Source organism: Prevotella sp. C0209C1, assembly GCF_056583855.1.
In genome coordinates, this window is sequence record NZ_JBWPJP010000003.1 from 63,428 (window position 1) to 76,525 (window position 13,098).

General features: G+C 33.7%; 10 protein-coding genes. 2 read left to right on the plus strand and 8 right to left on the minus strand.

Annotation, left to right across the window (positions count from 1 at the left end):
- Window positions 1–103: 103 nt before the first annotated feature.
- Together AC1DCD_RS01355 and AC1DCD_RS01360 are read left to right on the plus strand one after the other, a co-directional pair.
- Window positions 104–2,173, plus strand: coding sequence for an HD family phosphohydrolase (locus AC1DCD_RS01355; protein WP_464639434.1), 2,070 nt, complete (start codon window positions 104–106; stop codon window positions 2,171–2,173).
- 187 nt (window positions 2,174–2,360) lie between these two features.
- A complete protein-coding gene (locus tag AC1DCD_RS01360; protein ID WP_464639436.1) occupies window positions 2,361–3,887 on the plus strand; it encodes a hypothetical protein in 1,527 nt (508 codons plus the stop codon).
- 164 nt (window positions 3,888–4,051) lie between these two features.
- Here AC1DCD_RS01360 and priA read toward each other — a convergent pair whose 3' ends face one another.
- From priA to AC1DCD_RS01400, 8 genes are all read right to left on the minus strand, one after another.
- Window positions 4,052–6,349, minus strand: a complete 2,298-nt coding sequence (priA, locus tag AC1DCD_RS01365; RefSeq protein WP_464639438.1) for a replication restart helicase PriA — start codon at window positions 6,347–6,349, stop codon at window positions 4,052–4,054.
- A 33-nt stretch (window positions 6,350–6,382) separates the two neighbouring features.
- A complete protein-coding gene (locus tag AC1DCD_RS01370) occupies window positions 6,383–7,006 on the minus strand; it encodes an outer membrane beta-barrel protein (RefSeq protein ID WP_464639440.1) in 624 nt (207 codons plus the stop codon).
- Between the two features lie 84 nt (window positions 7,007–7,090).
- Entirely contained in the window at window positions 7,091–7,312 is a 222-nt protein-coding gene (locus AC1DCD_RS01375; RefSeq protein WP_004337463.1) for a DUF2795 domain-containing protein, read from the minus strand.
- 214 nt (window positions 7,313–7,526) lie between these two features.
- Window positions 7,527–8,138 carry a hypothetical protein gene (locus AC1DCD_RS01380; protein ID WP_008448019.1) on the minus strand — a complete coding sequence of 204 codons (612 nt, stop codon included), beginning with the start codon at window positions 8,136–8,138 and terminating at the stop codon, window positions 7,527–7,529.
- Between the two features lie 818 nt (window positions 8,139–8,956).
- Window positions 8,957–9,901: a hypothetical protein gene (locus AC1DCD_RS01385; protein WP_464639442.1), complete on the minus strand. Its 945-nt coding sequence runs from the start codon at window positions 9,899–9,901 to the stop codon at window positions 8,957–8,959.
- On the minus strand, window positions 9,898–10,854 hold the full coding sequence (locus tag AC1DCD_RS01390; protein ID WP_464639444.1) for a DUF6175 family protein: 957 nt from the start codon (window positions 10,852–10,854) through the stop codon (window positions 9,898–9,900). The genes AC1DCD_RS01385 and AC1DCD_RS01390 overlap by 4 nt, the downstream gene beginning before the upstream one ends.
- A gap of 104 nt (window positions 10,855–10,958) precedes the next feature.
- Window positions 10,959–11,495, minus strand: a complete 537-nt coding sequence (locus AC1DCD_RS01395; RefSeq protein WP_464639446.1) for a hypothetical protein — start codon at window positions 11,493–11,495, stop codon at window positions 10,959–10,961.
- A 6-nt stretch (window positions 11,496–11,501) separates the two neighbouring features.
- A complete protein-coding gene (locus AC1DCD_RS01400; RefSeq protein WP_464639448.1) occupies window positions 11,502–13,091 on the minus strand; it encodes a hypothetical protein in 1,590 nt (529 codons plus the stop codon).
- Window positions 13,092–13,098 lie beyond the last annotated feature (7 nt).

A 13,098-nucleotide genomic window follows, 5' to 3' on the forward strand; every position in this document is an offset into this window, starting at 1 on the left:
TTTTCTATTAATAGTTTGTGCAAAATTAGTGTTTTTTTTCGATGATACACTATTTTTTTCGTATTTTCGCATATTATTAGAATAACAGCAAACACAAAAATATATGATTCAATTCAACTATAAAAAGAATAACCATTGGCGTAACCTAATTGTAATGATACTACTAATCATAGTAGTTACTGCTATTATTTCTTTCTTTTTACCTAAAAATAAAGGCAAGTTCTTTCACTACGAAGAGGGAAAACCATGGCTTTATGGGCAATTAATAGCTAAATTCGACTTTCCTATCTTTAAAACAGAAGAAACTATAAAACAGGAACGCGACTCTATCTTAAACAATTTTCAGCCTTATTATCATAAACAAAAAAATGTAGAAACAAAAAATATAAAGGCATTTGAAGATGCCTACAAAGCTGGTATTCCTGGTCTACCTACCTATTATAATAATATTATTATAAAACGTTTTCATAAAATTTACTCCGTAGGTATAATGGATCCGCAGCAATATAATAATATTGCAAAAGATACAAATGCACTTATCAGAATAGTAACAGATAAACAAGCTGTAAGCACACCTTTGAAAAATGTATACTCAACAGCTGCGGCTTATGAACAGATTTTCATGGATCCACAGCTATCTCCTTACAGGGCAACACTACAACAATGTAACCTAAATGACTATATAGAGCCAAATCTTATATACGATAAAGACAGAAGTGATGCAGAAGCAAATGATATGTTAAGCCTTTTACCACAAGCTTCGGGCATGGTTTTAGAGGGACAAAGCATAATAGACAGAGGTGATATTATAGATGCCAAAACCTATAGAATACTTAATTCTTTTGAACAAGCTATGGAAAAACGTAATGCTTCACAAAATGAAGTATTATCAACCATTATAGGACAAACACTTTATGTCTTCATTTTAATGGTACTTTTCACTTTTTATCTAAACCTTTTTAGGAAAGATTACCTTAAAAAACCTCGTACTTTAGGACTGCTTTATGCTACTATTACCCTTTTTTCTATCATTACCTCAATAATGATAGAGCATGCTATGCTTAGTATATATATAATACCTTTTGCTATGGCAGCAATATTTACGCGCGTTTTTACCGATTCACGTACAGCCTTTATCACCTACGTTACTATGATATTAATATCTGCTGCTGCCGTAAAATATCAATACGAATTTATTGCTCTACAGCTTACAGCTGGGTTAATAGCCATTTACTCTTTGCGCGAATTGGCTAAGAGAAGTCAGATTTTTGTTACTGCTATAGTCGTTACTCTCGGCTCTGGGGCTATGTATTTAGCACTACAACTTACACAAATAAGCAACTTCTCTCAACTCAATCATTCCATTTATCTTTACCTTATCATAAATGGTATTTTCCTTTTGTTTACATATCCATTAATGTTAATTATAGAAAAAACTTTCGGCTTCATATCCACCGTTACAATGTTTGAGCTTTCTAACACTAACAACCAGCTTCTTAGACAGCTTAGCGAGACAGCTCCGGGCACCTTTCAGCATTCTATAACTGTAGGAAACCTTGCAGTAGAAATAGCTAATAAAATAGGTGCAAAAGCACAGCTATTACGTACTGGTGCTTTATATCATGACATTGGAAAAATGATAAATCCTGTGTTCTTTACAGAAAATCAAGCAGGCGTTAATCCACACGACAAGCTAACAGACCTTGAAAGTGCACGTATCATTATAAGTCATGTTACATATGGATTAAAACTTGCAGAACAAAACAGACTACCCGCTATGATAAAAGATTTTATATCTACACATCATGGCGCAGGAATAGTTAAATATTTCTATATTCATTATCAAAATGAGCACCCTGATGAAGAGGTTGATGTTACACCTTTTCGCTATCCTGGTCCTAACCCTTTTACACGTGAACAAGCTATTTTAATGATGAGCGATAGTGTAGAAGCTGCCTCTCATTCGCTAACAGAATACTCTGAAGAGTCTATAAGTAACCTTGTTAATAGGATTATAGATGGACAAGTAGAACAAGGAAGTTTTAATGACGCGCCTATAACCTTTCTTGATATTACTACTGCAAAAAGTGTTTTAATAGAGCGATTAAAAGCTATTTATCATACACGAATACAATATCCTAAACTTAAAAGTGAAATTTTACAAAGCAAGTAAATATAAAAAACGGTCTTTTTAATTATTTATAAATAAGTTGTTTATAAAGGTTTTAAGAGAAAAAGAAATAACATCTTAATAAAGAAAATGTTATAAAACAATAGAAAAGTTTGGATATTTAGGACAAACAGAATACCTTTGCACCTGTATTTTAGGTAACAACTTAATTAAAAAAGTTAAAAAAATTATGAAGACTAAAGTTTTTGCAACGATTGGTTTATTAGCAACAACGCTTACTGCTAATGCAGGTGGGCTTCTAACGAATACCAATCAAAGCATTCCTTACTTACGTTCTTTGGCAAGAACTGGTGCTATTGGTGTAGATGGAGTTTATTTTAATCCTGCTGGTGTAGCATTTTTATCCGATGGATTTCATCTTAGTTTAGGTATTCAGAATATATACCAAACTCGTACAGTACTATCAGGTATAAATATAAAAGGCTTAGAAAACACTCCTTTTTATCAGCCTTTCAAACTTAATGGTGGAGATAAAAATGGTGCAAAAGAATATATTGCCAAGGCTTCTGTACCTATTTTCCCAACTTTTCAGGCTGCTTATAATAAAGGCAAATGGGGCTTCCAAGTGGGGTTTGGCTTAACCGGTGGAGGCGGAAAAGCTACATTTAATAATGGCTTAGGTAGCTTTGAGCGCACTATATCATTGCTACCAATATATCTTAAAAGTAAGGGGTTAGGCTCAAAGACCCCAAGATATAATGCCGATTTGTTTATGCAAGGGCAGCAATATGTCTTTGGTTTACAATTAGGAACATCTTATAAGATAAACAATAAGTTAGCTGTTTACGGTGGTACACGTTTTAATTATATCTACAATGAGTACCAAGGTCACATCAAAAATATCACAGCTAACATCAATGGCACTGATGAAAATCTTCATAATTATTTTAAAGCACAAGCAGATAAATATAGCTACAAAGCTACACAGCTTAACAATTTATCTGCTACAGCTACAGAGCCTGATAAAAAGAAGACATATACCGAAATGGCAAAAAAGGCAGAAATAGCATCTGCTACTTTCAGAAAAGGTCAGGAAATGGTATCTGATAAACAACTTGACTGCACTCAGCGTGGATGGGGTATAACTCCTATTATTGGCATTGACTTCAAATCTGGGAAATGGAATCTTGCTGCACGCTATGAGCTTCCTACCAAAATAAATTTAGAAAACGAAACAAAAGTAGACGATACAGGAAAGTTTAAAAATGGAGTAAACACACCTAACGATCTTCCTGGTTTGCTTTCTGCAGGAGCACAATTTGAAGCAACAAAGAAAGTTCGTTTATTAGGAAGTGTAAATTACTACTTTGATAAGGACGCTAAGATGGATAAGGACAAGCAGAAACTACTTGCAGGTAATACCTTTGAGCTTCTTGGTGGTACTGAATGGGATATAACAAAGGCTGTTACAGTTAGTGCTGGAGCACAATTTACCCACTACTCTCTTGGCAATGGTGAGTATCTACAAGATATGAGTTTTGTAACAAGTAGTGTAAGCTTTGGGTTTGGTGCTAAGATAAAAGTAGCTAAAAATGCCAGTTTAAACATAGCTTACTTCCTAACAAAATACAGTCATTTCAAAAAGAACTCAGAAGAAACTATCAATGTAGGCGAACAAAAAGTACAGGTGAATAATACTGACGACTTTACTCGTTCTAATAAAGTATTCGGTTTAGGATTAGATATTAACTTTTAATCAAACAAATAATTAATAAAAATATTTATACATTTCTTATAAACAAGTATGCGACTTACACTGCTGTGAAGCAGATAAAGTCGCTTTTTTTGTTTTATATATCTTTAATCTATATTTCTACTATTACAAATAAAGCCTAATAAAATATTATTTCCATTTACTTTTTACTGAGGATCTACATCATAATATATTATCAAAGCACCATAACGTTTATCATGTAACATAGAAGTTTGCACTTCCCTAAGTGCTTGCTTCACTCTAATAAAGTCTATTCCATTTTCAAGTTTAAGCACTATTTTACGAATACTAAGCGTTTTTATGCGTGATACTGTTGGTTTATCCGGACCTAAAACACGATCTCCAAAAATTTCTCGTAAGCGTGCTCCAAGCTCATATCCTGCTGTTTCTACAATACTTTCTTCACGATGCTTTAAGTATACATAAATTAAGCGATAAAAAGGAGGATAATGGAAAGCTCTTCTCTCTTCTAAAACATCACGATAAAAACTTTTATAATCGTTATGCACCACTTGCTGAATAACACTTAAATCTTCACTTCCTGTTTGCAAAATAACCAATCCTTGCTTACCTCTTCGCCCCGCGCGTCCACTTACTTGACACATCATCGTAAAAGCTTCTTCATAGGCTCTGAAGTCAGGATAGTTTAACATAGAGTCGGCGTCTAATATCCCTACAACGGAAACATTGTCAAAGTCGAGTCCTTTTGTCACCATTTGCGTACCAATAAGCAAATTAGTCTTACCTAAAGAGAAATCGGTAATAATACGGTTATATGCGTTATGTGTTCGCGTAGTATCTAAATCCATTCGTGCTATCTTAGCGTTAGGTAATATTTTACTAATTTCATCTTCTACTTTCTCTGTACCATACCCATGGCTACGAATATCTTTTGCATGGCAAGATGGACACTCTATAGGAATTTTATTAGCATATCCACAATAATGGCAAGTAAGTATATTCATTTTCTTATGTAGTGTTAGCGATACATCACAATTTGGACACTTAGGTATCCAACCACACTCCCGACACTCTAACATAGGTGCAAATCCACGACGATTCTGAAAAAGAATAACCTGCTCGCCTCGTTCTAATGAATCTTGCACTACTCTAAGTAATCGAGGAGAGAAAGGTCCACATAACATTTTACGTCTGCGCAAATCTTTTATATTAACTATTTCCACTTGAGGAAGCTGTATATCCTTATATCTTCGTGACAATTCTACAAAACCAAACTTCCCTTTTTGCGCATTATAATAAGTTTCTATTGATGGAGTAGCTGTTCCTAAAAGTACTTTTGCCTTATGTATACTGGCTAAAATAATAGCTGCTGAACGTGCATGATAACGAGGAGAAGGGTCTTGCTGCTTAAAGCTTTGCTCATGCTCTTCATCTACAATTACTAATCCTAATTGCTGAAATGGTAAAAATATAGCACTCCTCACTCCTAATATCACGCTATATGGACTATTAGAAAGCTGCTTTTTCCATATTTCTACACGCTCTGCATCACTGTATTTGCTATGATAAATACCTAATCTGTTTCCAAAAACAGTCTGCAGTCTACTCGTTATTTGCACCGTCAAAGCTATCTCTGGTACTAAATAGAGTACCTGCTTATGTTCCTCTATAGCTTTCTGAATAAGATGTATATATATTTCTGTCTTCCCAGAAGAGGTAACTCCATGTAATAAAGTTACCCTATGCGTCATCATCTGAAGTAAAATATTATTATACGCATTACTTTGTGCTTCATTTAATGTTTTTATCTTTTCATAGTGTGTAGCAAGACCGCTCTGCAAACGCCCCACCTCTTTTTCATATGTACATAACACCTTTCGCTCTACAAGAGCATGAATAATAGATATATTACAATGGCTTTCATTAAGAAGCTCTTCACGCGTAACCTCTTTTAATAATGTATTCGCAGATAGATGCTTTACCTTATCTACTTCGGCTAACTGCAAATATTTTAACAATACTACCTCTTGCTTCTTTGCTCTTCCAAAATTATGTAGCAATTCGCTTAAAGCATTATTGTCTTTATAATAATCAGTAAGAGTTATATAAAGCTCTACTCGTGGTTTATACTTATCTTCCGTTTTTAAGCCTAAAGGGAAAGCTGCCTTATATACATCACCTATTGGAGCCATATAATAACTGCCTATCCATTGCCATAACGCAAGTTGGGTAGGCAAAACAACTGGAGTTGGTTCAAATATAGATAATATTTCTTTAAAAGATATTTTATCACCCTTCTTATCAGTAATTTCATTAGGAGCAGGGGCAGGAAACAAACTTATAATCCCTATGTATGTCTTTGTTTTACCAAAGGGTACCAATACACGCATTCCTACTGCAATCTTTTCAGAAAGAGATTCTGGAACAATATAAGAAAACTGTGTCTCTAAAGGCACTGGAAGAATAATATTAGCATATAGCATTAGATACTTTCCTTTTTTATGCTTGTATTTTTATTACCTATTAAAAAATAAAACTATACCTATCTGCCATGAGTTATTATTTTTCTTTGCCTTGATTATATTGTTAGCTATATTTTCAAAAGTAACATCTCTCGACTTACCACAAGCTATATTGTAACTGCCTCTTATCTGAAGATTACTAAAGACATTTATTCCTAAACCTACATTTATACTGAAAGTACTATTATTAAGTAAATAACTTTTAATTTTATTCCACTCAAACTCGTTACTTATTATATTAATATTCCACTGTGGACCTGCAAAAAAAGATATACTTGCTATATCACCTAAACCCACTGAATAGTTTAAATTTATAGGAATAGCTATCTGTTGATACTTTACTGTCATATCTTCGCCGATATTGTTTTTTATATTTACAGAATGGCAGTCGTACAATGTAGAAATATCAACACCAAGACCTGTTGGCGGTAAAGAGAACTTCACTGTAGGTCCTACAAACCAGCCCTTATAGCTTTTCTCTTCTATAACATTGCTACTAAAGCTAATCTCACTAACATCTAAACCTGCTCTCACTCCAAATTGTACCTTTTGAGCATTTATATTATCTGAATATAATATAGCTAAAACAGTGAAAACTAAATATAATAACTTTTTCATAAAAGTAAATTATTGAAAAAGGTTGCTCGCATGAAATGCAAACAACCCCTAATATTATTTTAAATTTTACTTTACCTTATAGAATTAATACTCATCTTCATTCCATAAGAAATCATCTTTTGATGGGTAATCTGGCCAAATGTCTTCTATACTATCATAGACATCGCCTTCATCTTCTATTTCCTGTAAATTTTCTAGTACCTCTAAAGGGGCTCCAGAACGCATAGCATAGTCTATCAACTCATCTTTGGTAGCAGGCCATGGTGCATCTTCTAATTTAGAGGCTAACTCTAATGTCCAATACATAATATTATAAGTTAAATAATTATTTTATAGCTGCAAAAGTAATATTTTTATTTCTATTTACAAGTTATTTGCCACTTTTTTTATATACTTTTTCTATTATTTATATAACTATCTTTCTTACAGAAAAAGTAATTATTACTAACTTTAGAATTTCAGATAAAATCAAGGTTTTTACTTTCACAAATAATCTTATATCTTCTTTTTAACTTTACGATTAAAAGTTGATAATATAATTTTGCTTATACATTTTTGTATTCAGAAAAAGCACACCACAGTAATAAAGATCGAACGATACTCCTATCCTACTGTCAGCTATAATCTGTTCCCAGTAATGTGTAGTATATTTATCTTTATGAATATGCTCAAGTATAATTACAGAAGTTGCTGATAAACTGGATAAAATATTATTTATAAACTCTTCATAATAACCCTCTAAAGTAATACGCACAAGAACTGTTTTGGCTGTTAGCTCTTTTATAAATAAGTGGAGCTGCTCCTTACTTGTTCGGTTACTCACTAATAAATAAGGTTTTTTATGAGAACTTGCCATAAAATAAGCCTTATAAGCTGTACTATCTGGATAAAAATCTATTATATGGTTTGGGTTAATAAACCTTGCCATTCTATAATAAAATCTACACAATTTGCGTTTACGCTTATCTAAACCAAATACTTGTTGCTTCAATGTGTCATATTTGTTATAGTGTGTATGATTATTGATTACCTCACGAACAAACTTATATGCCCATGGAGATTGCACCCCAAAGCCACGTGAGTAACGCATACGGCGTAACCAAACAAAACATCGCTTCAATATATAAAACATAATAAATATAGATTATAAGAATGCAAATATACTATTTTTTGATATTATACATACATTTTATATCTATTTTTTTATGTTTGCTTTGTTTTTAAATATAATTTCTATCATTATACCTTTATTCTTATGTTATATCTTTCACATAACATTAACATGCTACAAATTTTTATTTTAACCTCACCATAAACACATCTTCCTTTTAGCTATGCTGCTACAGTCTTTAAAGATCTTATCCTATACTTTTAAATATTAAAACACTTGTACTAAAAGCACCTAAAAAAAAACACCAAAGCTCTCTATCGAGTTTTGGCGTTTTGCGTATGTTTAATACTTTAAAAGTTCTTTTTTAAAAAGGGAGCCTCACGGTTGCCTTTGTTATTCCTGAACAATCCATTAAACATTTACCTAAATAAAATAACTAAAAACCTAAATTTATTATTACTAACCTAAACAATCTATTAACCTTTTGATGATGCAAAGGTATGCAGAAGTTTATAGTACAACAAAGAAATTACAAAGTTTTTTATCGAAAAGCCATACTTTCTTGATACAAGTCAAATACCTTTGTGTGCGAAAACACTAAACAGTTACACTCTCATATCCCAACTCTATATTATATTAAACATATAATATTAATAAGCTAATTCCATTTTCTATAAAATTCTTTTTATACTATAACTCTTAAAATAAAATACCAACAACCTTTATCTATAAAAAAGAAATTGCATAGAAACAATTATCTCTATGCAATTACTTTATTTCTGTTATGTTTTTACTAAATACAACACACTTAGTTCCTTTTCTTTATAAATCTACTCATATTACCACCAGTTGTTTACATGATAAATCACCTTAGGCTGATTCTTTGCCCATGCCGTACCAATAGCTCTTATAGCAGAGATACGATACTTTTCTAACGCATATTCATTACGCTGTTCTTGCAAGGTATATTTCCATTCTCTTGCGTCAATGGCAGCTATCCTTTTCTTTATAGAAGCAAAAAGTATTTTAGCTTTTTCATATGCAGCCGATTGAGGATTAATTTGAGAAAGTAGTTCTCCAGCTTGCATAGCAGCTTCTTTGTCTTGAGAAGCATTCCATATTGCAGTTGCTTTTGCCAACATTCTTTCACCTTCTTGATTCAGCATCTTTTTATATATACTCTGCATAAAATTATTAGCTTGTGTATATAAATCTTCACATACTGAAGGAATAGTTTCTAATTCGCATATTGCAGCTTCAAATTCTTGTCTATCAGCCAGCATTTTAGCATGTTGCAATATAGATGCACCCTTTAATTGATAGTACAATAAAATCTTTGCTTTAGCTTTCTCAACAAAATCTTTCAGCTCTGCATTGCGACCATTTAGCATACTAAAAGCCTGTATAAAAGCTTTACTTTTTGATACTCCAACACCTTTAACCTCTACATTTTTAGATGAAAAAAGTGTGCCAGCAACTCCATCACCAATACACAAATTGATATTTAAAGTATAAGCAAACATCACTGGAGCCGTATCAGTTATATCCTCTGTTACTACACTTACTTTTGGAACAAGTACAAAACGCTGGTTGAATGCATTTGCAAAGCCGCAGGACGTAATTATACTTCCTAACCTACTATACACTACACTTTCAACAGAATTTGGTATGCCACTTGCTTCATCTATATATGGAGATATACTTATCTGTTGCGTATTCTGTGCACGACTTACTAAAGTAAATACGCCAAGTATCATTAACCCAACACCTTTTATTATATTCATGACTTCCCTCCTAAAATGATATTTATCTCACCTAATCCTACTACGTCAATTTTACACTTTACACCAGTAATTCCTTCTATGTATTTTTTCAACTCCGTACCAAACCAATCTGCAGTAGAACCTCTTGTTTGACCTGTATTAGTAGTATAAATCATTGGTATACGAACCTCATCAAAGAATACTTCGTTCTCGGTTTTATTATCTATATTGTAATTTCCTTTCATGGCATGCGCTGCAACCCAATCTTCTATCAGTTTGCTAAGTTCCTTATCTTGATATTCCTTCTCATAATTAATATCGCAATTGTTGGCTAATGTCAAACGTACAACAATATGCCTACCAGACTCAAACAATCTTTGATAATAGCTATCCATATCAGCAATAAACTTGTCTTTAAAGCTCAATACTGCTTCTTCTAACTGATTAACAAGCTCTGTGCTATTAGCAGAAGTACCTCTACCTATATTACCTTGCGATATAGGTTCATCACTATAAGCATCTGTGGCACCTACATTAAACTCTACATATTTATATGGACCATCTTTCTTAATAGTATAATACAGCTCTACATTGATATCAGCTTTTGCTGTTTTATTGAGCAAATCAAGAGCTGACTGTTGCAAGCCACCACCAGCAGTAGTCATGTTGTCGCGTGCTGATCGAGACTTTATCTTTGCTAATATAGTCTTTAAATCCGCAACCTTATAATTCTCTTTAATCATAAAGTCTTGCATAGCACTGATCACCATACTAATGTCAGGATTCTCATCAAATGCCTTTTGATAGTCTGGCTCTGTTATTTGCTGTCCTTCAAAATTAGTGTAAGTCTTCATAAATTTATTCTGAGTACACCATGATCTTGAAGGTATAATCATTAGTTTAGGCTTTTTAGCTTGACCATAGCTTATTATAGAAACAAAGCACATTAAAAATAAAACATAATACTTTTTCATTATTACTTAATAATTATTTTATTAACACCTATATTTATATATAAAAAGAAAAAGCAACCTACCGCAACTTTCGTATGCGATAGATTGCTTTATATGAAAGAATATTAATAAGAGAATCCTGAAGAGCCTTGCTTTAAAATGCCATCTCTTTTCATTTTTTCTCTTAGATTATCGTACATTACTTGCACATACAGACCTACCTTATATCCTTTTTTTACTTCTCTACGATCTCGGCCTGAAGGAACACCATCTGTAGTAATATTGATAAAAGACAAATACTCTTTCGCATCCTCAAAGAAATTGTAGAAATACTCAAAGTTATCTATCGCTACCTGTCCGTTACCTTGGTTTGAGAATATTGCAGGAGTAGCCCGAGCATTGGCTGAACCAGGTATTCCTCTGAACAAACAAGCATGCACCGCATTCTTCTTGGCTTGCTCTATTGCCTTGTCGACATTCTTGCCAAATCCCCACACCTTGAGGTGCTTGGTGCCATTCTGTCCCACTGCAACAGTAGAAACCTCATAGTTTGCCCATTCTACAAGATATTTTTTCTTATCTATTTTTTTACATCTCCCTTCTATAGGTATAAATAGTAATACTACAAGAGAGAGTAATAATATTTTTTTTACTTTACTCATCTACGTTTATAAATTAACCTTAACACCTGCACCTATAGACAATTTTCCAAATCGGTTAGGCGTGTCAATATACCATTCACCTTGGCTAAACTTGTATGAATAGTCAGCACGCACGAACAACTGTATAGGATAGAACACCTGCAAGCCTACTTTCACGCCACCATGTGCGAAATATGCTATACGCTTACTATAAGAATTGTCATTGTCTGACTTTGTGTCGCCCAACAATCTGCAATAATCGCCACCTATACCAACATTAGGCATAATCTCAAGAATACGAATTGGGTGAATAGCCACAGCACCATTCAATGAGAACGGAATGTAATGAGGACGCAACAACTCATCAGCTGTTTTAGAACCTGTTTCTACAATCTTTTTTCCCATATGGTAACCTATAGATATACCTGTAAAATACATCATGCCAAGTGTATTCTTAGTTTTTAAAAGATAGTCTATATCCACTTGAGCATAGTTATATCCTCCAAGCACACCTGACACGCTGACAGAGAGTTTCAAGTCTTTCTTCTCTTTCAAGAACATACCCTCTTTCATCGTCTTGCCAGATATCTTATAAAACTTACTGCAATCGGTCTCGCCCATTGCGTTGGTTCTGTTATCAAAGACTTCAGTAGCACGTACGAAACCTACCTTCTTATATTCTAAGTTACCATTCTCGTCCTCAACCACCTTGAACACACGGTAACGGTCAGAGTTGCGCAAACCTTCCTTATATCCTATTTTTGCCGCAACAGGATTAACCTCAAATATAGTGCTGGTTACCTGCCACTTGTCTATCTTACGCTCCAAAGCATCTAATGCACTGTTCAATGTAGCCACTGGGTCTATGTCATCAGGAGAAACTTCCTTGTTTCCTTTAGAGAACAAACCTTTAAGCTTAGTGGCTTTATTGTCATCCTTTGATTCGTATGCGTTGTTTACAGCATACACAAACTCTAAATCCACCTTTAGGTTATCATAAAAGCTCTTATTTGCGGCAGAAGCATCTTTGTCGAGCCAGTTATTCCATACCTCTATTAAAACAGTGTCATTAAGAACAGCCTTAAACACATATGTATCTACACTTTTACCATCAGCATTATCACTCAAAACGACAACATAAGAGTTGCCTATCAGTTTTTTGTCTGCTGCATTTAAGGTATTTACCTTATCTACGTTAGCATTCAACACATCAGCGTCTGTTTTGTTGTAACGTGTACGCTTTGCGAGCAAAGACGAGTTAAACACGTTGCCATCGTATTGCAACCAATAATCCAACACTTGCTTACCCACATTCTGTGCCAACAGCTCTTTACGTATCTCTTCTGCTTTTTCTTTAAGCACCTGCTTCTTCTTGCCAACAATCTCATTGCCTACCACGCCGATTTGCGTACATGGTATTTTGTTAATGTCGAATTTGCCCGACATAAACTCACAGCTGTCAATACCTTGTGTAAAAGCTCCACCACCCATAGAGATTACAGAGATGGCACAACGGTTATAGTCAAATGTTTCCTGTGTAGGCACCTTTGACGCTTCTTGTGCATAAGAAACAACACTTCCAAAAAGAAGTGCTACAAAAAGTAACTTTTTTCTCATTTTTACA